The sequence below is a fragment of the Janthinobacterium sp. SUN026 genome (genome assembly GCF_030397625.1).
In the GTDB taxonomy this organism is placed as follows: Bacteria; Pseudomonadota; Gammaproteobacteria; order Burkholderiales; family Burkholderiaceae_D; genus Janthinobacterium; species Janthinobacterium kumbetense.
Genome location: NZ_JAPQNU010000005.1, coordinates 51,311 through 75,009, shown reverse-complemented (window position 1 = coordinate 75,009; position 23,699 = coordinate 51,311). Strand labels below are relative to the sequence as shown.

Sequence of the window (23,699 nt, the reverse complement as noted above, 5' to 3'; positions counted from 1 at the left end):
ATGCGTCCGGATTCTCCACGGGCGCGCCGGGAGGTGGCCCGGCAGGCTCGGTGGAGGCGGCCGCCACCGGCTCGGGCGGGGTATCTGTAGGCTGGATATGCATGCGATTCCCGCGACGGTCGGTGGTGGGCCGCAGGGCCAGCCGTGGGGCGGGCCGCTGCGGCAGGTCAGGCCATTACTTGACGCGGATGTCGTTTTTCACCGACTTCACGCCCTTGACGCCACGGGCGACTTCGCCTGCTTTGGCGGCATCCGACGGCTGGGCCACGAAGCCGCTCAGCTGAACCACGCCCTTGAAGGTTTCAACGTTGATTTCCGTCGATTTCAGGGTAGGCTCGTTGAAGATGCTGGCTTTCACCTTGGTGGTGATGGCCGCGTCGTCGATGTACTCGCCCGTGCCTTCCTTGGTCGGGGTCGAAGCGCAACCTGCAACGGCGAACAGGGAAGCGACGAAAAGGCCAGTAGCGATAGATTTAGTGAATTTCATGGTGGTTTCCTTAGGAGTGGTCAATCAATGTGCTCACAATGAGCTTCTTATACCAGTCTGGTGACTGCGCGCCGGAGGGAGCTCAGTAACCGAACTGGGTTTTTGCAGCCTTGATACAGTCATCCTTGGCTGCGCCGGCTAATGCATCGCATTTTTCTGTCGCGACCTTGTACTCGGCTTTTCTTTTTGCTTCGCGCGCATCGCTGCGCGCTTCGATCACTTTCTTGTCTGCCTTGGCGTCGGCCAGGGCCGCCACCTTGGTGGACTTGGCCAGCTTGACGCAGACATCCTTGTCGTTACCCGTCAGCGCATTGCAGCGCGCCAGGTCGACGTCGTAGTTGGCATCGGCAATCTTGATGCGCGCCTTGGTGTAGGCACGCAGGGTATTCGTGTATTGCGCCTGGGCCACGGCTTCATCATAAGCGCGCACGGCCTTCGCTTCGGCGATGCAGACATCCTTCGGGTTGCCCGTGATTTTTTCGCATTCGGCATGCGCCAGCTTGTAATTGAGGCCCGCCTGCTCGTTGGCCGCCTTGTAAGCTGCTTTCGCTTCCGGCGTGGCAGCCGCTGCCTGGCCGCCCCAGGCGGCGCACGCCAGGCTGACGACGATGGCGGTGAAAAGCTTATTCTTGTTCATGTATTTCTCCCTGGTGGTAGCAAGCATGTCTGCTTGGCATGACTACCGTTTTACGTGGATCGCCGCCTCTCTTCTGTACGCTGCCGTACACAAGTAATTTATTTTGAAAGCGGGAGGCAGACAGGGAGAAATAACAACGTTTTGCGGGATCGCCGTGGTAAAAAATACCATTTCGACATGAAATAAGTACGTGCGGCAGCGTACAGACCGGGGACGGGGGCATGACTAAGATGGCACTACACCCTCACCTCGTCAGGAGAATAAAATGAAAACCAACGCCACCATGGCTGCACTGATGCTCGCCGCCACCGCCGTACTGAGCGGTTGCGCCACCGGCCCTTCTTACCAGTCACAACAACCATACTATCCAGCCAACCAGCCTGAGTCCGCTATGTACGGCACCGTCGATTCCATCCAGCTTGTGCAGGGCGGCGGACAAACCAGCGGCGCCGGCGCCGTCGTAGGCGGCATCGCGGGCGCCCTGCTGGGCAACACCATCGGCTCGGGCGGCGGACGCACGGCCGCCACCGTAGCGGGCGCCGTCGCCGGCGGCGTCGTGGGCAACCAGGTGGAAGGCCGCAGGCAGCAAGCGCAGGGCTACCAGATCAGCGTGCGCCTCGATAACGGCGAATACCGCACCGTGGTGCAGGACAACGCGAATGACTTGCGCCCCGGCAATCGCGTGCGCATCGTTGACGGCCGCGTCTACCGCTATTAATCCCCTGGCCGGGCTTGCCCGCAAGCCTGCGCCGGACCATGCACCAACTAGGAGATACCATGGGCACCATCATTCTGATCATCTTGATCCTGGCCCTGGTCGGCGTCCTGCCTACCTGGCCGCACAGCCGCAACTGGGGTTACGGCCCCAGCGGCATCGCCGGCCTCGTCGTAGTGATACTGATCCTGCTATTACTGACGGGCAGGTTGTAAAAAAAGGCGCTACGGCGCCTTTTTTATTTCAAGGAGGAAATATCATGACTATCCACAGCACACTGTTGGCCACCCTGTTCGCCTGCAGCCTGGCGCCGCTGGCATTGGCCCAGACGGCCACGCCGCAGCCGGGCGACCCGCAACGCTGGTACCAGGAAGACAGCACGGCGCAAGCCCAGCTGCGCACCCTGCGCAAGGAAATCGCCGCCGCCCTGGCCGAAGCCAAGAAAGCCTGCCGCTCGGAACCGTCCGCGGCGCGCGCCACCTGCCTGAAGGAGGCGCAAGACACTTACCGGCAAGACATGGCGAACGCGGAAAAACTGCGCGAAGCAGCCCATCCGCAATAGTGAAGCGTACTCTTGCGACTCGGCCTGATCAGGCGGCGTCGCGCTCGTAAGGGGGCAGTTCGTGCACCACGAGCGGCGTGTCTTCCGTGACATAGGCGAGCCAGCCGGCCGCCTTGATCGCGCGCAAGCCATCCTGGTAGCCCTGCTCCCAGCGCCACTCGATGGAGCCCTTGGAAAAATTGATGTCCTTGGCCGCCATGTGCCAGTCGCGTCCCGCGTACGGCAGGCGCACGATGTGCATGGTGCTGTCGCAACCCAGCGCGACCAGCTCTTCCGTCTGCTGGCGGTTGTGCTTGGTATCGGGCAGCCCGGCGTACAGTTCGCGCAATTTGCGCTGCAAGGTATGCGTATTGACATAATCGGCGATATGCCGCTTCGAGCGCGACGCGAAGGTGACATCCTTTTGCCGCGTCTGCACTTCGTCGAGGGTGGTCGGTTCCGGCCCTTCCGAGCTCCACAGGTCCACCATGAAGACGAGGGTGTCGACGTGGGGCGTATCGTCGAGCACGGTCTCCAGCGGCGTGTTCGAATACAGGCCGCCATCCCAATATAAGTCGCCATCGACGCGCACGCCGGCAAAGCCGGGCGGCAAGGCGCCGCTGGCGCGGATATGGTCCGCCGTCAGGGGTTGCTGCTGGCTGTCGAAACTGGTGAGGCTGCCGCATTTGACGCGCAGGGCGTTGACCGTCAGGCGCATGCCGCCAGGCTGGTTCAGGTAATCGAAATCGACCAGGTCCTCGAGGGTGCCGGCCAGTTCGCTGGTGTCATAGAAGCTGGCCTCTTCCGGCTTGACGGCGATTCCTGCCGGAAACATGCTGAAGGAACGCGGCTTGAAGAAGCCGGGCACGCCGCGCAGCACCGTATCGAGCGTGGCCAGCCAGATGTTCGAGCGGCGCTGCTGGTCCGATACCAGGTTCATGTCGATGCTGTCACGGTGCGCCACGCGCTGCCAGAACTGTTTCAAGCGCACGAGCCGGTCTTCGTGCTTGTTGCCGGCAAGAATGGCGGCATTGATGGCGCCGATCGAGGTGCCCACCACCCAGTCGGGCGCCAGGCCATGTTCGTGCAGCGCGTGGTAGACGCCAGCCTGGTAGGCGCCCAGTGCGCCGCCGCCTTGCAGCACCAGCACGATGCGCAGGCGCGAGGGATTTAACTGATTGATCGGTGTCTTTGAATTCGTCATCGAGATGGCCCTCTGTCCGCCGCGCGGGTGCGGCGTGAATCATTGTAAGGGATTGCGCCTGCACGTGCCGGACGTTGGGTACGGGCAAAAAAAACGCCGTCAATGACGGCGTTCCTGTGCAACACGGCTGGCGTTCAGCGCTTGCGGCGCAGCCAGCTGGCGGCAACGGCGGCAACGGCCACGAGGACCAGGGCCGGCTTGACCAGCTTCTTGCGTCCGATAAATGACAGCGCCGTCAGCACGTAAGGCATGGCGCCTTGCAAACGCATGCCGCCCGGCGCCAGCAGGGATTCGACGCGGTGGCCGGCAAAGCCGACGGCCGTTTCGACCACGCCCTGCAGCATCGATTCGGGACGCAATGCGTAGCCCACGTTGGCGCGCGCATGCACGATGCCCACGCGGTACATTTCACCCTGGGCGATCAGCAGGCGCTTGCGGGCGGCTTGCGCCGCCAGTTTGTCGTTTTCCGACATGAATTCTCCTCGTAAGGCCGCTTACATCAGCATGTCGCGGTCGGCCTTCAATTCCGCCATGGTGGCCGGCATGGACAGCTTTCCTTGACGCAACATGGCGCGCGCATACATGACCAGGGCGATCGCCAGCAGTACGAACACGACCGTCATGATCGCCAGGATCTTCCAGCCCAGGCTATCCCAGGCCAGGAAGACGACCAGCACGCTGCCGTAAGCGATGGCAAACAAGCCCGCCACGGTCGCCAACGCGAAAATGACAATCAGCTGCAACATGTGATTGCGCACTTCCGACAGTTCGATGGTGGCCAGCTCCAGCCGCGACAACATCAGTCCGACGGCGTTTTTGGCCAGGCCGGCGACCGAGCCGATCAATCCCGGCCCCTGGTGAGACGAAGCAGACTTGTCCATATCGCTCCTGACAGTGGATTACTTGCGGCCCAGGATGAAGCCAACCAGCACGCCGACGCCAGCGGCGACGGCCACGGTGCGCCATGGGTTTTCCTTGACATAACCGTCTGCCTGGGCAGCCATCTGCTTGGTGGCGACGATGGCCGACGCTTGCGCTTCATGTGCCTTGGCCAGCGCGGCATCCAGGGTTTTCATGCCCTTGACGCGCACTTCGTCGGCTTTTTCGCCGGTCAGGGCGGCAGCGGCGCTGAACAGGGCCTGAGCGTCCTTGACCAGGGTTTTGACATCGTTATTGACGGTGGTGATATTGTTTTCCAACATGGTTTAGCTCCTTAGCTGTGGATGAATGTAGTTACTATACCTACTTTACTCAAAAACACTATTCCATTAGATCGCGCATATCATCGGCGTGCTCTTCCTCGACAGCCATGATTTTGATCAACAAATGGCGTGTGGTCGGGTCTTTGTCGCCGATTTTCACGATCATCTGGCGATACGACTCGATTGCCACCCGTTCCGCGATCAGGTTGGCACGCACCATGCTTTGCACGTCTTCGGAGTCATCATACTCGGCATGGCTACGCGCAAGCAATGTTGCAGGATTAAAATCTGGCTTGCCATTCAATTGCACGATGCGCTCGGCCAGCCAGTCGGCGTGTTCCTGCTCCTGCTGCGCATGTTCCAGGAACTCGGCCTTGATGGTGCCGTTGTCGCGTCCGCTCACGGTGTAGTAATGGCGTTTATAGCGCGCAATACACACCAGTTCGGTGGCCAGCGCCCCATTCAACAGGGTGATCAACTCCTGGCGGTCGCCCTGATAGCCGGCCGTGACGGCGCCGTCGTCCAGGTTTTTCGCGGCGGCACGGATGGCGGCCGTATCGATGCCAGCTGGAATCTCAACAGATGTTTGGGTCATGATGTTTCCTTTCAAGTCTTGCATGGGTATCCACCGGCCAGGTAGCGGCCGGTGCTGCCTACTAACAAATCAAACACCTGGCAAAACCGTAGCGAGCGGCAGTGAATTGTGGCCGAGAAGCGGAGCTGTGCTATAGCACAGTGAGCATCGGAGGCCGCAAGTCGCGACGCGCAGCAGGTTTGGCCTGGTGTTTTAGCGGCGGGCGGGAATGGCCGTGTTGTCCTCAGACAGGACAATTTCCACCCGGCGATTCAGCTGGCGGTTTGCCGCCGTATCGTTGCCGGCGGCCGGATAGGCGGCGCCGTAGCCTTTCGTGGCGATGCGGTCGCGGCTGATGCCTTGCTCCAGCAGCGCATTGCGCACGGACTCGGCGCGGCGTTGCGACAATTCCAGGTTGTGCGCGGAACCGCCCGTGCTATCCGTAAAGCCTTCGATCAGCACGGTGCGCTGCGGGTTGTTTTTCAGCACGTCGGCCAGCTTGCGCGCCGTATTCGCGCCATCGGCCGTCAGGTTCGCCTTGTCCGTGCCAAACAGCACGTCGCCCAGGGTAATGACCATGCCCCGTTCCGTTTTCTTGGCGGCCAGGTCGGCCAGCTGCGCTTCCAGACCGGCGGCGCGCGCTTGCGCATCGCGGGCCGATGCTTCGGCCGCTTGTGCCTGGGCCTTGGCCGCTTCCGCATCCGCTTGCGCCGACTGGGCGCGGGCCGTGGCCTGGTCAGCCTGCTGCGTGCGCGCATCGAGGCGCAACTGGTCGCGCTGCTTGCCGGCGTTGGCGATATCGGCTTCCGCCGCCTTTTGCTTGGCAACTTCTTGCGCCGTGGCTATCTTTTGCTTGGCCAGGTAAGCCAGCTTGTCGACTTTTTCGCTATCTTCCTGGCGCGTGGCGGCCGCGTTTGCCGCTTCCAGCGCAGCGCTCGCTTCGCGGAATTCGCGTGGCGCATAGGTCGACACGATCGGATTCGATTGCGCCGCCATGTAGTCGCCGCGCGTCTGGTCGAGCAGGCTGGTGGTGGTCGGTGCGGAGCTGCAGGCGGCAACCAGGGCGGCCATGGCCAGCAGGCCGGGAATGGTGGTGTAGGTAGCTTTTTTCATGATGGGGTCCTGTTATTGTTATTGCTTATTGTTTTGGGGCTTGCTGATTGGCACGGTCGAGCTCTTCGCGCATGACGCGGATGTTCTCGTTGATTTCATCGGCGGCCGATGTCGCCTTGGCCGAGTTGGCCTTGCTTTGCGCCAGCTTGGCGTCCGCTTGCGCCTGGTCGGCCAGGTCGCGCGCCGTCTTGTAGTCGCGGTCTTTCAAGGCCTGGTTAGCCATGCGCATTTTTTCGCGGGCCGAACGCATTTCATCGGGAGCCAGGTCGGCGGCGCCGGCGCTGGCGGCGTTATCGACGGCGGCGCGCGACACGGCGACATCGGCCGTGGCGGGCGTTTTCAGGCTGGAGCAGCCCGTCATCAGGACGACGGCGCTGATGCAGGCAGCCAGGGCGGTCAAGGGGGTTTTGATGGAATCTCGGTTTGTCATTTTTCTTCTCCTGGAGAGTGAGGTAACGATATAAGTCATACATGGAACGAATCAGGAACTGCGTTTGATGTATGACGTTATAGGCCCCGCATCCCCGCATATCCGTTCGGTGCCGCACATAGGGTAGGAAATCGACAATACTTGCATGGGCAACGTGCGCCAGCGCACGTGTCCGCCAGCAAAACCTGAAACAGGCCCGGCTTTGGAGCGATTCCTGTAGCATCGTGACTACTTGTCCAGAAAGAATCAGCTCATGCCGCTCTCCCGCCGTCAAAAAATCGCCCTCGCCAGTACCGCCGTGCTGATCGCCCTGCCCGTCACGGCCGCCGTCGTCCTGCTGAACATGGACTGGAACCGCGCCAAGCCCTGGCTCAATGCGCGCGCCAGCGACGCGCTGGGACGGCCGTTTGCCATCGAGGGCGACCTGGCGCTGACGTGGCAACAGCCAGCCACCGCGGGGCAAAAAACCTGGCGCGACTATCTGCCCTGGCCGCACCTGCAGGCAAAGGACGTGCGCCTGGGCAACCCGAACGCCATGGCGGACACGGGTGAGAAGGGGCAACTGGCCACCGTGAGCCAGCTGGCGTTCTCGCTCAATCCGCTGGCCCTGCTGGACAAGAAAATCATCATCCCGCAATTGCGCTTTGACACGCCGCAAGTGCGCTTGCTGCGCAGCAAGGATGGCAAGAACAACTGGACCTTCGACAAGCAGGACCAGCCATCGCCATGGCAGCTGGAATTGCAAAGCGTGGTCTTCAGCAAGGGCACCGTGACCCTGGACGATGGCGTCAGCAAGACGGCGATGCGCGCCGATATCGACACCATCGCGGACGATGCGCGCTACGGCATCGCGTGGACGCTGTCCGGCACTTACCGCGGCGAAACCGTCAAGGGCGGCGGCAAGGCGGGCGGCGTGCTGTCGCTGCAGCGGCAAGGCACGCCTTTCCCCATCCAGGCCGACATGCGCGCCAGCGGCAGCAGCGTGGCCATCGAAGGCACACTGACCCGCCCGACCGACTTGGCCGCGCTCGACGTGCGCCTGAAGCTATCCGGACCCAGCATGGCGCGCCTGTATCCGTTGACGGGCGTGCTGCTGCCGGAAACGCCGCACTTCAGCACGGAAGGCCATTTGACGGGCACCCTGGCGCCGCGCGGCGGCGAATGGGTGTACGACCAGTTCAGCGGCAAGGTGGGCTCCAGCGACATCAACGGCAAGCTGGCCTTTTCCGCCAGCACGCCGCGCAAGCGCCTGACGGGCGAAGTCCACTCGCGCCTGCTGCAATTTTCCGACCTGGGTCCGCTGGTGGGCGCCGATTCCAGCGCCAGCAAGAAGGAACGGGGCGTGCCGTCGACGCAGCCGGCCGGCCGCGTCTTGCCGGTGGAAACCTTCAAGACGGAGCGCTGGACCAGCCTGGACGCCGACGTGCGCTACACGGCCGACAAGATCACGCGCGATGCCGAATTGCCGATCAGCAAGCTCGACACGCATGTCGTGCTGACGGACGGCGTGCTGTCTTTGACGCCGCTCAACTTCAACGTGGCGGGCGGCACCCTGACGTCGCAGATCAAGCTCGACGGCAGCGGCAAGGTCATCGCCAACGGCATCGCGGCCGAACTCAAGGCCAGCGCCCGCCATCTGCACATCCAGCAACTGTTCCCCCGCCTGCCGGCCCTGCAAGCGAGCGTGGGCGAAATCAATGGCGATGCGTCGCTGTCGGCCACGGGCAATTCCGTCGCCACCCTGTTGGGCAGCTCGAACGGCGAAGTGCGCGCGCTGATCAACCGGGGCAGCATCAGCAAGCTGTTACTGGAAGAAATGGGCTTGAATATCGGCAGTATCGTGCTGGCCAAGCTGGCAGGCGACAAGCAGGTCAAGCTGAACTGCATGGCGGCCGACTTCGCCGTCACCAAGGGGCTGATGCGCACGCGCCAGTTCATCGTCGACACGGATGACGCCATCCTGCATATCGATGGCACGGTGAACCTGGCCGATGAACGGCTGGACCTCACCCTGCGGCCGGACAGCAAGGGCTTGCGCATCTTTTCGCTGCGCTCGCCCCTGTATGTGCATGGCACTTTCAGCAAGCCCGACGTGAGCGTCGACAAGGGCGTGCTGGCCCTGCGCGCCGGCGGCGCCCTGGCGCTGGCCGTGGTGGCGCCCGTGGCGGCGCTGCTGCCGCTGGTCAACACCGGCCCCGTCGAGGATAGCGAATGCGCGGCCTTGCTGGCCCAGGCGCGCGTGAAACCGGTGGCGCCCAAGCCGGGCAAGCCCGTGCGCAAGGCCCGTTAAGCGCGGCATGTGTGCTTTTACAATTGTTACACCCCTATGTGCGTTGCCGAACAGACCCTGCCTTGCCGCAAATCTATTCTGTGATCGTGCCTGAAACACCCAAGACGTGGCGATACGAAGTCCCACCGGCCCATACCATGCCGGCGCCACGAGGTCCGAATTCATAGGAGAACTATCATGCAAATCATTAAAAAAATCGCTGCCACCACTTCCGTTGCCGCCCTGCTGCTGAGCCTGACGGCTTGCGCCAACATGTCCGGCCAGGATAAGAACACGGCCATCGGCGCCGGCATCGGCGCCGTTGCCGGCTCCGTGCTGACGGGCGGCAGCGCTGTCGGCGCAGTCGGCGGCGCCGCCGTCGGCGGCGTGATCGGCAACCAGGTCAAGCCGAAGTAATCGTTGATCGAAAAAGCGGGGTGGGTGCCCAGGCGCCCGCCCCGCTTTTTTGCGTCCGGCTTCCGTTGACGAATTGAAAAGTTATTCTGAGGAAATTAGACGAAGACGTTGGCCATGCCGATGGCGCCGCTATCCTTGACCAGCTCGTAGCAGCGGCAGGAAACGGCTTCCAGGCCCGCCGAATCGAGGATCTCGATATTGCCGCGGCTATAGGTGATGAGTTTTTGCTGTTGCAGCGCGCTGGCCGCCTTGGTCACGCCGACCCGCCGCACGCCCAGGGTGTGGGCAAGAAATTCATGCGTGAGGTGAAATTTTTCCGACTGCAGGCGGTCGCGCGTGATCAGCAGCGAACGGGCCAGACGCGCCTCGAGCACGTGGAAGCGGCTGCACACGGCAATCTGGATGGCTTGCGCCAGCAAGGTGTCCGTGTAGCGGTACAGCAAACGCTGCAGGGATTCGAGCTGGGCGAACTCGGCGCAGAACTCCGCGCGCGCGATGCGGCTGGCCGTACCGGAACGTTGCACCACGGCACGTACTTGCGCCAGGTCATGACCGAGCGCGACGGACGCGCCCAGCACGCCTTCGCGGCCGACGGAGCCCACTTCCAGGGTCATCCGCCCTTCCGCCACGGCCAGCAGCGAGATCAGGCAATCGCCGGGGAAATAGATGTGGCCGATAGGCTGGCCCGGTTCGTACAGCACCTCGCCCACCTCGACCGTGACGGTATCGAACAGCGCCGTCAGGTGCCGCAAGTCGTGCTCGGGCAGGCTGGCCAGCAAGCGGTTGCCGGCGTCTGGCGCACCCACGGGCGAACCCAGGCCGGATCGGCCTGCATCGCGGGGCAGGGTCATGCTGGCAGTCGTTGGTGGCATTGCTTTTCCTCGGCGTCGTTACAACTCGACATAATTTTTACCTAGCCTACGGTGCACTACCGGCCCTGTATGTACGGTGACGCACGGAAGCGAAGCAAGCGGCACAGCACACTGGCAACAGACGCACATAACACGCAGAACACGCACTACCCTTTTTACTATTTTAAAAAAACCAAGGAGCCTTCCATGACTACCACCACCAAATCCCTCCATCCGCTGGTGCTTGCCGCCGCCGTCGCCGTCCTGCTGTTTTGCGGCGTGGGCACGGCTGCCCTGATGGGCTGGCTGCCCTCCTCCCAGGGCGACACCCAGCCGCTGGCGGCCAGCACCTCGGCCGAGCAGATGGCCAACCTGCAGGCGAACCAGCCGCCAGCGAACCTGCAGCCTGCCGGCGCCTTGCCGCTGGCCGCCCTGCCACCGCAGCAGCAGCAGCAGCAGCCACAGCAGCAACCCGTGCGCCAGCCGCAGCCGCAATACGCGGCCGCCCCGGCGCCGCAGGTGTGCGCCAATTGCGGCGTGATCGAAGCCATCCATGAAGTCAATACGCGCGCCGAAGGCAGCGGCGTGGGTGCGGCCGGCGGCGCCGTCGTCGGCGGCTTGCTGGGCAACCAGGTGGGCGGCGGCCACGGCAGGCAATTGGCCACCGTGCTGGGCGCCGTCGGCGGCGCCGTGGCCGGCAACCAGATCGAAGGCAGCGTGCGCGCCACGCGCAGCTACAACATCGTCGTGCGCCTCGATAACGGCAAGACGCGCACCGTGCACCAGAGCGCCGCGCCGAACTGGCGCCAGGGCGACCGCGTGCGCGTCGTCAACGGCGGCTTGCGCGCCATGGGCTAAGCGAACCGCGGCGGCACCGCTGTCGCGATTAGTTGCAAATTAAACACACGCCCGGCTAGTCCGGGCGTTTTCTTTTTGGCAATGTTCGCTGGCGTACAGATGAGCTTGCCGTCCCGCGAGATGATGCATTCAGGAAAGTTCAACGGAATGTCAAAGGAGACGCCATGGAAGACGACAAGACAGGCAGCAACAGGATCTGGCTGGGCTTTATTGGCGGCGGCCTGCTGGCCACCGCGCTGGGCTTCTGCGCGCTGGACCTGGCGCCGCCGGCGGGCAGCCCCGTATTCGGCGTCATGCTGCTGCTCACGGGCGGCATGGTCAGCTGCCTGGCGGGCGCAGTCGGCATGGCCGGCATGCTGGCGTGGGTGCCGGGCATGGCCGATGAACACGCGGACCGCCCCCGATAGTTGAGCCTTGTGTACGACAGCGTACAGAACGCAAGGGAAACAAAGTAGACACTTAGTCATGGCATCAGCGTTCAGCGACCCGGTCGCCGCGCAATGACAAGAACCGATGACGGCGCCACGCGCCAGCGCCTGCAAGGCCACGGCAGTCGCCGTCATCCACACATTACTCTCGGAGGACACATCATGCTGTATACAATCGCCGTCGTACTCATCATTCTTTGGCTGCTGGGCCTGGTAACTTCCTATACCATTGGCGGCTTCATTCACATCCTGCTGGTGGTCGCCGTGATCATGGTGCTGCTGCGCCTGATCAGCGGGCGCGGCTTATAGCCCAGGCCCTTAGCCAGGTCTGACAAGAGCGGCGCGCGTGCAAACGGGCGTCGCCTTTTGCCGTATTTTTCGCACGGTGTGCGCGCACTGGCAAGCGGCGTCGTTTTGCAGTAACGTGTACGGGTAGTCCTGGGTATGTCCCCATAACAAAACAAGGAGAAAATCCATGAAAGAAACATTCAAAAAAGGCCCTGGCGCCAAATCCCTGATCGGCATGCTGGTGATCGCATTGGCCGCCACCGGCTGCGCGGACATGTCCTCGACGCAACGTGGCACGGCCACGGGCGCAGGCATCGGCGCGGGCCTGGGCGCCTTGATCGGCGGCACCACCGGTGGCGGCAGCAGCGGCCGCACGGCCGGCGGCGCCCTGCTGGGTGCGGCGGCTGGCGCCGTGGTCGGCAATATCTGGTCGAACCGCATGGAAAACCAGAAGCGCGCGATGGAACAGGCGACACAGGGTACTGGTGTGCAAGTGTCGCAGACGGCCGATAACCGCCTGAAAATGGAAATTCCAAGCGACATTTCCTTCGACACCAACCGCGCCGACATCAAGGGCAACTTCCGCCCGATTCTCGACCGCTTTGCCGCCACCCTGAATGAAAACCCGAACACGACGGTCAGCATCATCGGCCATACGGACAGCACGGGCAGCGATTCCATCAATGAACCGCTGTCGGTGGAACGCGCGGCCCACACGCGCGACTACCTGTCCATGCGCGGCGTCTCGCCGACCCGCGTCGTCACGGAAGGCCGCGGCGCCCGCGAGCCGATCGCCTCGAATGCGGATGCCTCGGGACGCGCACGCAATCGCCGCGTGGAAATCTACGTAGCAGAGCTAGCCCCGCGGGGGTAACACCGAACCAAACCTACTGCGCGTCGGTATAGGCGGCTTGCGATGCTCACCGTACTAAAGTACGGTTGCGCTTCTCGGCCACCTCTCCCTTCCGCTCGCTACGGTTTTGTTCGGTGTCGGGATGTTGACATCAAAATCAAGATCGTAAAAAAACCCGCTGGCAAGGTCACTTGCCAACGGGTTTTTTCCATTTAAAGCAGCTTATTTTGAAGCAGCTTATTTCGACGTCGTTGCCTTGGCGCCGCTTTCACCCTCTTTCGCCACCTTGGCGAAGTCGCCCGCCGTCACGATCGACACGGCCGAAGGCTTCAGGTAGTCGCGCAAGCCCTGGTTTACTTGCGCCAGGGTCAAGGCGGCCACTTTGGCTTCCAGGTCCTTGTTGTACGCCATGGTGCGGTCTTGCGCCAGATAGCCGGCCAGTTCGCGCGCCAGGCCCGCATCCTGCGTGCGCTCCACTTCTTCCGATTGCAGCCAGCCCTTTTTCGCTTCCGTCAATTCGTCTTGCGTGAAACCGTCGGCCAGCACCTTGGCGATTTCCTCGCGCAGGGCCGCTTCCACCTTGACCGTGTTTTGCGGCGCGCTGATGGCATACGCCATCCAGTAACCGGCCGGTTCGCGCGATGGAATGCTCACTTGCGAGCCGACGCCGTACGACAGGCCTTCCTTCTGGCGGATGCGGTCGGCCAGGCGGCTGCGCAAGGCGCCGCCGCCGAGCATGTGATTGGCGATCAGCAAGGCGGGATAGCTGGCGGCGTCATCCTTGAGGGGGATAGGCTGGATGGCGAACAGCACGCTGTTCGCCTTGTCCGGCGTTTCCAATGTGACTTTCTCGCCGCTGACGGGCTTGACGGTGTCAAGAATGCGCACATACGGCTGCTGCGCCTTCCAGCTGCCGTACAGGCTGGCCACTTGCGCCTTCAGCGCGGCCGGGTCGAAGTCGCCCACGGCCGCAAAAGTCGCGTTCGACGCGCCATAGTAGGCGCCATGGAAGGCTTTCACGTCGGCCACCTGGATGGCTTTCCATTGCGCCAGCTCGGCCGGCAAGGTGGCCACGTGGCGCACATGGCCTTCCGGCGTGGCGTCGAGCAGGCGGCGGAAGGCGTTCACGGCCAGCGGCTGCGGTTCAGGCAATTCCTGCTCCGCGCGGCCGACGCGCTCGCGCTGCAATTCCAAGAATTCCGTCTCGTTCAAGGCCGGCTTTTGCAGCACTTGCGCCAGCAAGTCCATGGCGGCCGGCAAGTTTTCGCGCTTGCCCGTCAGCATGGCGGTGACGCCCTCGGCGCCGCCCGTGATGGCGACCTGCATGCCCAGCTGGTCGAACTTGTCCTTCACTTCCTGGCGCGACAGTTTATCCGTGCCGCGCGACAACAGATTCGCCGTGTAGCTGCCCACTTGCCCCTTGCCGCGCAAGCTCTCTTCGCTGCCGATCCGCAGTTTCAACACGACGCTGACCGTGCTGCCCTTGGTTTTCTTCGGCAGCAAGGCGCCCTTCAAGCCGTTCGGCAAGGTGAAGCGCGTGGTGCGCGCTTCGATATTGTCGGGGCTTGGGTCGAACGCTTCGCCCTGCGCCACGACGGCGCGGCCCGTGTAACCGGCCAGTTGCGGCGCTACGTCGGCGTAGGCCGGCACGACGGTGCGGTCCGGCGCATCGGTCGGGATGAAGCGGCCCAGGGTGCGGTTCGAGCTCTTCAGGTATTTCTCGGCCGCCGCCTGCACTTGCGCCGTCGTCAGCTTGTCGAGCTGGTCGCGCTGCAGGAAGAACAGGCGCCAGTCGCCGGCCGCCAGCGATTCCGTCAGGGCGATCGTCAGGCTCGCCGTGTTCGAGGTGGCCAGTTCGATCTGCTTGTTCAGCTGCTGTTTCACGCGCGCCACTTCCGCATCCGTGACCGGCTGCGATTTCAAGTCTTCCAGCACTTTCAGCATGGCAGCTTGCGCCGCGTCGAGGTTGCCATCGACGGGCACCAGCGCGCCGAACAGGTTGTAACCGGGCTCCAGGTTGCTCACGGAGTTGTATTCGATCTTGCTGGCCAGCTTGCTTTCCACCAACGCCTTGTGCAGGCGGCCGGCCGGCGCGTCCGTCAGCACGTGGCCCAGCACCTCGATGGCGACGGCGTCCGGGTTGCCGGACGGCGCCACGTGGTAGCCGGCGCCGACGAACTGCGTGCCGCCGCTGCGGCGCACCGTCACGGCGCGCTCGCCATCCTGCACGGGTTCGGCCGTGTAGGTCGGTTCGATCACGCGCGTCGGTTTCGGGATCTTGCCGAACAGCTCATTGATCTGCTTCAAGACCTTGGCTTCGTCGAAGCGGCCCGCCACCATCAGCACGGCGTTATCCGGCTGATAATATTTATGGTAAAACGCGCGCAGGCGGGGAATGTTCACCTGTTCGATGTCGGAACGGGCGCCGATGGTCGATTTGCCATAGTTGTGCCAGTCGTAGGCGACGGCCTGGATGCGTTCGCTCGTCACGCCGATCGGGTCGCTTTCGCCCATTTCGAACTCATTGCGCACGACGGTCATTTCGCCCTTCTGCGTCTTCGGATTCCACAGGTCGTTCTGGTCGATGGCCGCGTTCACCATGCGGTCCGCTTCCATGGCCAGCATCTGGCGCAGGTTGTCGTCGTTGGCGGGGAAGGTGGCGTAGTAATTGGTGCGGTCGTACCAGGTGGTGCCGTTGAACTGGGCGCCCGTCGAGTTCAGGATCTCAACGGGGGTCTTGCTCCCCTTCTTGACGCCGAAATTGGCGCTGGGCTTGAACAGCAAATGCTCGAGCAAGTGGGCCATGCCCGTTTCGCCATAGTTTTCATGGCGCGAACCGACCAGGTAAACGATGTTGGTGGTCAAAGTGGGCTTGCTGGCGTCGGGGAACAGCAGCACGCGCAAGCCATTGGCCAGGCGGTATTCCGTGATGCCTTCGACGGACGTGACTTTGACGGCGGCGCGGCTGGGCGCAGCCTTGCCGGCTTTCTGGGTCGGCGCCGCTTCCACCGGGGTGGCGGCAAGGATGAACGAAGGCGAGAGGATGCCGGCGGCAAGCAGGAGGGCGGTAATGGGTTTCAAGGCAGAGTCCTGGTAACACTACGTTTTAGACAAGCGCACAAGCGGCGCCATGGAATACAAACGCAAGAATTGCCATGGACCCGCGCTGCGTCTTCGCCGCCCAGGGAAATCATTGCTCTCGCAATTTACGGCATACTTATCACTTACGCAAGTCCTGTCATCGAGCTGTTATGTGCCCGTGTTATACTCCATGGTTCCAGAACTATCTGCCTGTATATGAGACGAGCTCTCGTCCTGCTCTGCCTTTTTGTTTTCATCGCGTTACCCCAGGCGTTCGCCAGCATGGCCTACGCCAGTCCTTCCCCATTCCAGCATGCAATCGCGGCCGGCGCTGCCGCCACGCCCGCCTTCGGCATCGATTGTGCTGACGCCAGCCTCCATGCGGACCTGCCTGGCGACAGCTGCGATACTGAAGAATGCGACAACGACCCCATCACGCTGTACCCGAGCTCGCGCCAGGGGGCGCCGTTTTGCGCCATCATTTGGCAAGCGGGACCGGGCGCACTTGCCGAAGCGGACGTGCGGCTGGCCACCCGGCCGCCGCGCGTCCGCCCCTGAAGACATGCATGCAGCACCCACGCGCCCGGGGCTTTAGCCACCAGGCACGCTTTACACTGATCGACTTTACAAGGTTATACACATGGAATGGTTATTTGACCCGACAATCTGGGTCGGCCTGCTGACGCTGGTCGTACTGGAAATCGTACTGGGGATCGACAACCTGATTTTCATCGCCATCCTGGCCGAGAAATTGCCGCCGCACCAGCGCGACAAGGCCAGGGTGCTGGGCCTGACCCTGGCCCTCGTCATGCGCCTGGGCCTGCTCTCGCTGATTTCCTGGCTGGTCACCCTGACCACGCCATTGTTTTCCATACTGACATTCTCATTTTCGGGACGCGACCTGATCCTGCTCGTCGGCGGCCTGTTCCTGCTGTTCAAGGCCACCAGCGAGCTGCACGAGCGCCTCGAAGGGGTCACGCACGCCCAGACTGGCCCGAAAGTCTACGCCGGCTTCGGCCTCGTGGTGGCGCAGATCGTCGTGCTCGACGCTGTCTTTTCGCTCGACGCCGTCATCACGGCCGTCGGCATGGTGGAAAACCTGTACGTGATGATGGCGGCCGTCGTCATTTCCATCGTCGTCATGATGCTGGCGTCGAAAGTGCTGACGCGCTTCGTCAACGCCCACCCTACCGTCGTCGTGCTGTGCCTGAGCTTCCTGCTGATGATCGGCCTGTCGCTGGTGGCCGAAGGCCTGGGCTTCCACATTCCGAAAGGGTATTTGTACGCCGCTATCGGTTTCTCGATTGTCATCGAATTCTTCAATCAGCTGGCACGCCGCAACTTCCTCAAGCTGCAGTCGAACGCCCCGCTGCGCGACCGCACGGCGCAAGCCGTGTTGAGCCTGCTGGGCGGACGCAAGGGCCGCGAAGCCGTGGAAGAGCACGAAGTCAAGGAACTGCCCGACGTTTCCGCCTTCGGCGTGGAAGAGCGCAACATGGTCAGCGGCGTGCTGACCCTGGCCGAACGCTCGATCCGCTCCGTCATGACGCCGCGCGGCGACGTGTCGTGGGTCAACCTGAACGACAGCAGCGAAAAGATGCTGCAATTGCTGCGCGAAACGCCGCACAGCATGATTCCTGTCTGCAATGACGACCTGGACAACGTGGTCGGCATCGCGCGCAGCAAGGACCTGATCGAGGACCTGGTGTCGCGCGGCAAGATCGACCCGGACAGCATGCGCGAAGCCGTCGTCGTGCCGGAAGCGGCCGGCGTGCTGAAAGCCATGGAAACGTTAAAGCGCTCGCGCGGCCAGCTGGTGCTGGTGGTCGACGAGTTCGGCACCGTGCAGGGTGTGCTCACACCCATCGACATCCTGGAAGCCATCGCCGGCGAATTCCCCGACGAGGACGAGCAGCCGGACGTGGAAGTGCTGGGCCCCGGCCACTGGCGCATCGATGGCGCGACGGATCTGCATTACCTGGAGCAAGTGTTCGAGACGGAAACGCTGGTCAGCGAAGATGGCGAATACAACTCGCTGGCCGGCTTCCTGCTGGCGCATTTCGAAAACATGCCGGCCGTGGGCGAAGTGCTGGAACTCGATGATTTGCGTTATGAAATCGTCGAAGCCGACGAGCGCCGCATCGCCTGCGTGGACGTGCGCCGCATCGAGCCCGATCACAGTTTGTAACACAATGGCAAGCGTGCCCCGCTTGCCATGCCGTATGCTGGGGTCTGCCCATACCGGAGACCCCACAATGAAAAAATCCCTGCTACGCCTGACCCTGCTGGCTTGCGCCGCCTTAGGCAGCCACGCCGGCGCCCACGCCGCCTCGCCATCCGCCAGCATCAAGCCGGGCCTGTGGCAAGTCGACAGCAAGATGGCGTCGCCGGACGCCGCCACCGACAACGCCATGTCCATGGTGCTGCAACAACTGGGCAACCTTCCTCCCGATCAACGCAAGCAGCTGGAAAGCATGGCGGCCAGCCGCGGCATGGCCATGCCCACCGTGGGCGCCGACGGCGCCGTGCGCGTGACGGCGTGCGTGACGCCGGACATGGCGGCGCGCAAGCAGATTCCCACGGGCCAGCCCGGCGATTGCAAGTCGAAAAACACGGACATCGCGGGCGGCATGCAGGTATCGTTCACTTGCGCCAACCCGAAATCGAGCGGCGAAGGCAAGGTCATGTTCACGGGCGACCAGGCTTTCAACATGCAGCTGGCCGTGACGACCAGCGCGCGCGGCGCGCCGGAACAGGTGAATGTGACGAGCAGCGGCAAGTGGCTGGGCGCCAGCTGCCCTGCCCCGGCCACGACGGCAGCTCAAAAGCCGTGACGGAAGCCCAGGTTGAACGCTGCATCACCGCGGCCGCTGTCGCTGGCATTGCCCACCGTGTAGCGGGCGCCGTTCTTGTTGTGGATCTTCGCGTAGGACGCGTAGAAATCGCTGCGTTTTGACAGGGAATACGTGAGGCCGACGGCCATCTGGCTGGCGTCGCGGTTGGCCAGGTCGCGGTCATCCTTGCGCACCCAGGACGCCAGCAGCTTGAAGCCGCCCACGGGCACGGACACGCCCAGCAAGGTGTCGCGGCTGTCCGACGACGACATCGACAGGGCCAGCGCGCTGTAGGCGTTGTTCGGGTCCCACGGCGAGCTGCCGTAGCCCTTGTTCACGCCCACGGCGGCAAAGACGGTGGCCACTTTCAGGTCGACATTCGCCGCGATCAGGGTATTGCGGGCCGACATGTCGATGGCGGGCAAGGTGCCGGAAGCGAGGATGAGGTTATTCTTGCGCTGGTGCGACACGCTGACATTCACGGCGCCGGCCGAATAGCCAAGCGTGGCGCCATACGCGCGGTTGCTGGCGTTGCTGTACGGCGACTCGCCAAAGCTGTAGATGGCGCTGGCAGTCACGCCGCGCAAGGCGGGCGTCACGTACTTGACGGTATTGTCGTAGCGTTTCACGCTGTAGCCGGCCAGGTTGCCGGCGCTGCCGGCCATGCCGCCCTTGAACGGGTCGGCCACGTCGGTCAGGGCCAGGTAGTGGGGATTGTACTGGCGCCCCAGGGTCAGCGCGCCCAGGCGGCTGTCGAGGCCCACGTAGGCCTGGCGGCCGAACAAACGGCCCTCTTCCGACTGGCCCGTGTCGTTCTGGATGCCCGCTTCCAGGGTAAATACGGCGGACACGTCATTACCCAGCGCTTCGCGGCCCTGCACGCCCAGGCGCGAACCGGACGCGACGCCGCCGGACACCTTGGTGTTGGCGCAATTGGCGGCGCAGCCCCGCTCGGCCACGATGCCCGCGTCGAGCACGCCGTACACGGCAACGTTAGTGGATGCGGCACTGCCTGCGCCATCGGCAGCCTGGGCCGGTGCAAAAAGCATCCACGGCCCCATCCCTATCACAGCAAGCGCAAAATACGAGGTCTGCATGATAAATATCTCGGTAACGTGAATTGAAACTTCCCGGTATTGATCAGGACATGCGCTGTGTGTCTGATCTTAGTGTTACCTTATCCTCGCTTTTTGTCCAGCCATCCGTGCGTTGTACAACAGAAACTTCAGCTTAGGCCATGAAACCACGTCGCGTACTGACAACACGCAAGAGTGAGCATGATTCAGGCAATTTGCGGCAAAATGGCGTTAAATGCAGGCCCTGCCGTAAAGCAATGTTCGGTGGCGAACGTTGCGAGAATTGACGCAGGCGGTACACTACTGGTTTTACCGACAGCGGCTCGCCCGTTTTTTCTGCATGCTAGCTATCCTCGAACGCATTGACCCCAACTCCAGCAATATCGACTTGCTGGTGGAACTATTCAACTCACTGCGTCCCAAGCGCCCCCACGACAGCGCTACCGCGATTGCCAACGTGCGCACCCTGCGCCAGCTTCTCAAAGGTAACCCCGCGCAAGCGCGCGCCCTGCACGAGTACGTGCTGCGCGTGCTGGCCGCGCGCCGCCACGCCAGCCTGTACACCGATATCGGCGTGCTGTCGAACAGCGGCTTTTTCACTGAATTGAAACGCCGCATCGCCTACCGCATGCTGCCGCCCGCCCTCGGCGACGAATACCTGAACGACGCGCTCGACCAGGTGCTGTACCTGAAGACCGATTATTTGTGGATCAGCAACGTGCCCGCCACGGACTGGCTGGAACTGTTCGACGTGCTCACGAGCGACGACATCGAACTGGCCGTCGGCGACGGCAATATCATGCTGCCAGGCATGCTCGACGCCATCCGCACCCTGTCCTACCGCGTCTGCGCCATGGGCCTGGAACCGGAATTGACGCGTTTCCATAGCGAAATTGAAGTGTTCCAGTCGCCGTTCATGGTGCAAAACACGGAAGTGAACGCCTACCTGGACGCCTACACGAATCTGCTGCACGGCGATCTCGAGCACATCGAGGATGCGCGCCATTTGCTGGTGATGCTGGACCAGTGCGACGCCGTCATCGCCAAGATCCGCAAGAAGGCGCTATACCAGGGCACCAGCATCCCCCTTACGTATTTATTGGTGGCGCTGGCGCAAAGTATCGAGCGCCTGCGCAAGCTGCTGTTCCTCGTCGACACGAGCGGCGAATTGCCGGCCTCGAACAACGTGGACATCGCCGCCATCACGGTGGACGCCACGCAAGACTTGCTGCACCCGCAACCCGTCAGCCGCCGCCGCGCGGGCGCCGTCGGGCTGGCGCTGGAACTGATCCAGGCGCACAACAACAAATACAAGGTCAGCGACCTGTTTTCCGACAATATCAACTTGCTGGCGCGCAATGTGACGGAAAACGCCAGCCGCACGGGCGAGCATTACATCGCGGAAAACCGCCGCGAGATGGGCGCCATGTTCCTCTCGTCCGCGGGCGCGGGCGTGATCATCGGCTTCATGGCCCTGTTCAAGATATTGATGTCCTACCTGCGCTCGGCGCCGCTGGTCGAAGCGTTCATGTTCAGCATGAATTACTCGATCGGCTTCATGTTCATCCACTTGCTGCATTTCACGGTGGCCACCAAGCAGCCGGCCATGACGGCGTCGCGCATCGCCGCCGGCCTGCACAGCAAGGATGGGCGGAATATCGACCTCGACAGCATGGCGGAATTGATCAACAAGGTGTTCCGCACGCAAAACATGGCCGTGCTGGGCAACCTGGCCACGGCCATCCCCACGGCGTGGCTGATCGCGCTCGGCTACAAGGCGATCACCGGGCACAACCTGGTGACGCCCGAGAAGGCCATGCGCTTGCTGCACGATATCGACCCCATCGGCAGCCCCGCCATCTTTTACGCCATGATCGCCGGCGTGTGCCTGTTCGTGGCTGGCCTGATTTCCGGCTACTACGACAACCAGGCCCTGTACACGCGCTGGGCGCAGCGCATCGCGCAATTGCGCGGCCTGGGCCGCGTCATCGGCCAGGAACGCCTGCAACGGCTGGGTTTGTATCTGGAAAACAACCTGGGCGGCCTGATGGGTAACTTCTATTTCGGTATCCTGCTCGGTTCCATCGGCACCCTGGGTTTCCTGATCGGCTTGCCGATCGATATCCGCCACATCACCTTCTCGGCCGCCAACTTCGCCACCGCGCTGGTGGGCCTGGACCACAACATGAGCTGGCAACTGGCCGTCAAGTCGCTGTCGGGCATCTTCGCCATCGGCACGGCCAACCTGCTGGTGAGCTTCGGCCTGGCCCTGTGGGTGGCCCTGCGTTCGCGCCAGGTGCGCTTCAAGCACGGCATGCAATTGCTGAAGATCCTGGGCAAGCGCTTCCTGCGCTCGCCCATCGTCTTCTTCTTCGGCTCGAAAAACCCGCCACCTTTGGCATTGGCCGATGACTCGGCAAACCTGTCACCCACGACCAAGGCTCAAAAATGACCGCCAGGCGCATGCAACCCTGCCTCACCGCCCTACTGCTGTGCTGGACCCTGGCTGCATGCGCCTCGCTGCCCAACGTCAAGAATCTCAACACCACGCTGGAGCCCGTGGCCAAGCCCAAGGTCATCACGGGCAAAGGTGCCGTGCTGAACGTCAATAGCCGCGCCGCCCTGCTCAACAAGCGCTGGGCGAAGTCTGGCATGGACTTGAAAGCCCAGGCCGCGCTGGAAGAGGCGGCCACGGGCGTGCCTTTGATCAAGGGCAACAAGGTGACCCTGCTGTTTGACGGCCCGCAAACGATGGAAGCCATGTTCCAGGCCATCAGCGAAGCGAAGAACAGTATCAACCTGGAAACGTATATCTTCGACCAGGACCCGCTGGGCCTGAAGTTTGCCGACATGCTCATCGAAAAGCAGCAGGCGGGCGTGACGGTCAACGTCATCTACGACAGCGTGGGCACCCTCGGCGTGCCGCAGGCGTTCTTCGAGCGCATGCGCGCGGCCGGCGTGCACCTGGTGGCCTTCAACCCCGTCAATCCCGCCAAGCTCAAGGGCGACGACTGGAAGATCAACAACCGCGACCACCGCAAGGTGCTGATCGTCGACGGCAAGACGGCGTTTACGGGCGGCGTCAACATCAGCGACACCTATGCGAAAAGCTCGCTGTTCCGCTCCAAGAACAAGTCCGCCGACAAGAGCGACGTGGGCTGGCGCGATACCCACGTGAAAGTGGAAGGCCCGGCCGTGGCCGCCTTCCAGTGGCTGTTCATCCGCACCTGGGCCCAGCAAGACCAGGCCGACTTGCCGGACGCGAACTATTTCCCGACCCTGTCGGAAGTGGGCGACAAGCTGGTGCGCGTCGTGGCCAGCGAGCCGGACGGCGGCTTCGAAATCTACAAGGCGTATATCCTGGCCATCCAGGAAGCAAAAAAATCCATCCACATCACGTCCGCCTATTTCGTGCCCGACCAGCAGACGGTCGACGCGCTGGTGGCCGCCGCGAAACGGGGCGTGGACGTCACCGTGGTGCTGCCCGGCGTGTCCGACAGCGGTCTCGTGTTCCATGCGGGACACGCGCTGTACGACAAGCTGCTGGCCGGCGGCATCCGCATCTTCCACTTGAAACTGGCCGTGCTGCACGCCAAGACGGCCGTCATCGACGGCGCCTGGTCGACGGTGGGCTCGACCAACATCGACATGCGCAGCTTCCTGCATAACAGCGAACTGAACGTGATCGTGCTGGGCGACAGCTTCGGCCGCGAAATGGAAAACGCCTTCCAGGAAGACTTGCGCGATTCGGAAGAGATCACCAGGGCGAAATGGGAAACCCGGCCGATTGCCGACCGTATGAAGGAGTGGGCGGCCCGCTTCATGAATTACTGGCTGTAGC

At 62.8% G+C, this 23,699-nt stretch carries 26 protein-coding genes; 14 read left to right on the top strand and 12 right to left on the bottom strand.

Annotation, left to right across the window (positions count from 1 at the left end):
* Positions 1 to 175: 175 nt before the first annotated feature.
* Positions 176 to 487: a BON domain-containing protein gene (locus tag OX459_RS21320; protein WP_046682432.1), complete on the bottom strand. Its 312-nt coding sequence runs from the start codon at positions 485 to 487 to the stop codon at positions 176 to 178.
* Positions 488 to 569: 82 nt separating this feature from the next.
* Positions 570 to 1,124 (bottom strand): hypothetical protein, encoded by a 555-nt coding sequence (locus tag OX459_RS21315; RefSeq protein ID WP_099664885.1) that lies wholly within the window; start codon positions 1,122 to 1,124, stop codon positions 570 to 572.
* Between the two features lie 265 nt (positions 1,125 to 1,389).
* Here OX459_RS21315 and OX459_RS21310 point away from each other — a divergent pair, with 265 nt between their 5' ends.
* The 3 genes from OX459_RS21310 to OX459_RS21300 are packed head-to-tail and all read left to right on the top strand — an operon-like array spanning position 1,390 to position 2,401.
* The gene (locus OX459_RS21310; protein WP_077401560.1) at positions 1,390 to 1,842 is read left to right on the top strand and encodes a glycine zipper 2TM domain-containing protein; all 453 of its coding nucleotides are present in this window, start codon (positions 1,390 to 1,392) and stop codon (positions 1,840 to 1,842) included.
* A 59-nt stretch (positions 1,843 to 1,901) separates the two neighbouring features.
* Positions 1,902 to 2,054 (top strand): DUF3309 family protein, encoded by a 153-nt coding sequence (locus tag OX459_RS21305; RefSeq protein ID WP_010396415.1) that lies wholly within the window; start codon positions 1,902 to 1,904, stop codon positions 2,052 to 2,054.
* Positions 2,055 to 2,098: 44 nt separating this feature from the next.
* On the top strand, positions 2,099 to 2,401 hold the full coding sequence (locus OX459_RS21300; RefSeq protein ID WP_289906475.1) for a hypothetical protein: 303 nt from the start codon (positions 2,099 to 2,101) through the stop codon (positions 2,399 to 2,401).
* 28 nt (positions 2,402 to 2,429) lie between these two features.
* Here the strand turns inward: OX459_RS21300 and OX459_RS21295 are convergent, their stop codons facing one another.
* From OX459_RS21295 to OX459_RS21265, 7 genes are all read right to left on the bottom strand, one after another.
* A complete protein-coding gene (locus tag OX459_RS21295; protein WP_251350777.1) occupies positions 2,430 to 3,584 on the bottom strand; it encodes a patatin-like phospholipase family protein in 1,155 nt (384 codons plus the stop codon).
* Positions 3,585 to 3,718: 134 nt separating this feature from the next.
* Positions 3,719 to 4,057: a hypothetical protein gene (locus tag OX459_RS21290; protein ID WP_035826249.1), complete on the bottom strand. Its 339-nt coding sequence runs from the start codon at positions 4,055 to 4,057 to the stop codon at positions 3,719 to 3,721.
* A 21-nt stretch (positions 4,058 to 4,078) separates the two neighbouring features.
* Entirely contained in the window at positions 4,079 to 4,465 is a 387-nt protein-coding gene (locus OX459_RS21285) for a phage holin family protein (RefSeq protein ID WP_251350778.1), read from the bottom strand.
* A gap of 18 nt (positions 4,466 to 4,483) precedes the next feature.
* Positions 4,484 to 4,786, bottom strand: a complete 303-nt coding sequence (locus OX459_RS21280) for a DUF883 family protein (RefSeq protein WP_035826246.1) — start codon at positions 4,784 to 4,786, stop codon at positions 4,484 to 4,486.
* A gap of 58 nt (positions 4,787 to 4,844) precedes the next feature.
* Complete coding sequence (locus OX459_RS21275) at positions 4,845 to 5,381, bottom strand: ferritin-like domain-containing protein (RefSeq protein WP_070224913.1); 537 nt, start codon at positions 5,379 to 5,381, stop codon at positions 4,845 to 4,847.
* Between the two features lie 192 nt (positions 5,382 to 5,573).
* Positions 5,574 to 6,473 carry an OmpA family protein gene (locus OX459_RS21270; protein WP_099664889.1) on the bottom strand — a complete coding sequence of 300 codons (900 nt, stop codon included), beginning with the start codon at positions 6,471 to 6,473 and terminating at the stop codon, positions 5,574 to 5,576.
* A 25-nt stretch (positions 6,474 to 6,498) separates the two neighbouring features.
* Entirely contained in the window at positions 6,499 to 6,903 is a 405-nt protein-coding gene (locus tag OX459_RS21265; RefSeq protein WP_099664890.1) for a DUF4398 domain-containing protein, read from the bottom strand.
* 253 nt (positions 6,904 to 7,156) lie between these two features.
* Between OX459_RS21265 and OX459_RS21260 the strand changes: the two genes are divergently transcribed.
* Entirely contained in the window at positions 7,157 to 9,193 is a 2,037-nt protein-coding gene (locus OX459_RS21260; protein WP_289906474.1) for an AsmA family protein, read from the top strand.
* Between the two features lie 177 nt (positions 9,194 to 9,370).
* Complete coding sequence (locus OX459_RS21255; RefSeq protein WP_010396384.1) at positions 9,371 to 9,589, top strand: glycine zipper 2TM domain-containing protein; 219 nt, start codon at positions 9,371 to 9,373, stop codon at positions 9,587 to 9,589.
* 95 nt (positions 9,590 to 9,684) lie between these two features.
* Here the strand turns inward: OX459_RS21255 and OX459_RS21250 are convergent, their stop codons facing one another.
* Complete coding sequence (locus tag OX459_RS21250) at positions 9,685 to 10,461, bottom strand: Crp/Fnr family transcriptional regulator (RefSeq protein WP_099664892.1); 777 nt, start codon at positions 10,459 to 10,461, stop codon at positions 9,685 to 9,687.
* Positions 10,462 to 10,647: 186 nt separating this feature from the next.
* Here OX459_RS21250 and OX459_RS21245 point away from each other — a divergent pair, with 186 nt between their 5' ends.
* The 4 genes from OX459_RS21245 to OX459_RS21230 all read left to right on the top strand — a co-directional run bounded on the left by OX459_RS21245 (position 10,648) and on the right by OX459_RS21230 (position 12,888).
* Positions 10,648 to 11,298, top strand: coding sequence for a glycine zipper 2TM domain-containing protein (locus OX459_RS21245; protein ID WP_289906473.1), 651 nt, complete (start codon positions 10,648 to 10,650; stop codon positions 11,296 to 11,298).
* 164 nt (positions 11,299 to 11,462) lie between these two features.
* Positions 11,463 to 11,705: a hypothetical protein gene (locus OX459_RS21240; RefSeq protein WP_099664894.1), complete on the top strand. Its 243-nt coding sequence runs from the start codon at positions 11,463 to 11,465 to the stop codon at positions 11,703 to 11,705.
* A gap of 183 nt (positions 11,706 to 11,888) precedes the next feature.
* Positions 11,889 to 12,035: a lmo0937 family membrane protein gene (locus OX459_RS21235; RefSeq protein WP_010396376.1), complete on the top strand. Its 147-nt coding sequence runs from the start codon at positions 11,889 to 11,891 to the stop codon at positions 12,033 to 12,035.
* A gap of 166 nt (positions 12,036 to 12,201) precedes the next feature.
* Positions 12,202 to 12,888, top strand: coding sequence for an OmpA family protein (locus OX459_RS21230; RefSeq protein ID WP_233516313.1), 687 nt, complete (start codon positions 12,202 to 12,204; stop codon positions 12,886 to 12,888).
* Positions 12,889 to 13,104: 216 nt separating this feature from the next.
* On the opposite strand, the gene OX459_RS21225 is transcribed toward OX459_RS21230, so the two are convergent.
* Positions 13,105 to 15,948 (bottom strand): pitrilysin family protein, encoded by a 2,844-nt coding sequence (locus OX459_RS21225; protein WP_289906472.1) that lies wholly within the window; start codon positions 15,946 to 15,948, stop codon positions 13,105 to 13,107.
* Positions 15,949 to 16,230: 282 nt separating this feature from the next.
* Between OX459_RS21225 and OX459_RS21220 the strand changes: the two genes are divergently transcribed.
* From OX459_RS21220 to OX459_RS21210, 3 genes are all read left to right on the top strand, one after another.
* A complete protein-coding gene (locus tag OX459_RS21220) occupies positions 16,231 to 16,506 on the top strand; it encodes a hypothetical protein (RefSeq protein ID WP_289906471.1) in 276 nt (91 codons plus the stop codon).
* 82 nt (positions 16,507 to 16,588) lie between these two features.
* Positions 16,589 to 18,136, top strand: coding sequence for a TerC family protein (locus OX459_RS21215; protein ID WP_289906470.1), 1,548 nt, complete (start codon positions 16,589 to 16,591; stop codon positions 18,134 to 18,136).
* Positions 18,137 to 18,203: 67 nt separating this feature from the next.
* A complete protein-coding gene (locus OX459_RS21210) occupies positions 18,204 to 18,782 on the top strand; it encodes a DUF3617 domain-containing protein (RefSeq protein WP_289906469.1) in 579 nt (192 codons plus the stop codon).
* On the opposite strand, the gene OX459_RS21205 is transcribed toward OX459_RS21210, so the two are convergent.
* On the bottom strand, positions 18,770 to 19,831 hold the full coding sequence (locus OX459_RS21205; protein ID WP_289906468.1) for a porin: 1,062 nt from the start codon (positions 19,829 to 19,831) through the stop codon (positions 18,770 to 18,772). The two genes, OX459_RS21210 and OX459_RS21205, sit on opposite strands and share 13 nt — an antisense overlap.
* Positions 19,832 to 20,198: 367 nt before the next feature.
* On the opposite strand from OX459_RS21205, the gene OX459_RS21200 reads away from it, so the two are divergent.
* Together OX459_RS21200 and cls are read left to right on the top strand one after the other, a co-directional pair.
* Positions 20,199 to 22,310, top strand: coding sequence for a site-specific recombinase (locus OX459_RS21200; protein ID WP_289906467.1), 2,112 nt, complete (start codon positions 20,199 to 20,201; stop codon positions 22,308 to 22,310).
* Positions 22,307 to 23,698 (top strand): cardiolipin synthase, encoded by a 1,392-nt coding sequence (cls, locus tag OX459_RS21195; protein ID WP_251350789.1) that lies wholly within the window; start codon positions 22,307 to 22,309, stop codon positions 23,696 to 23,698. The genes OX459_RS21200 and cls overlap by 4 nt, the downstream gene beginning before the upstream one ends.
* Position 23,699 lies beyond the last annotated feature (1 nt).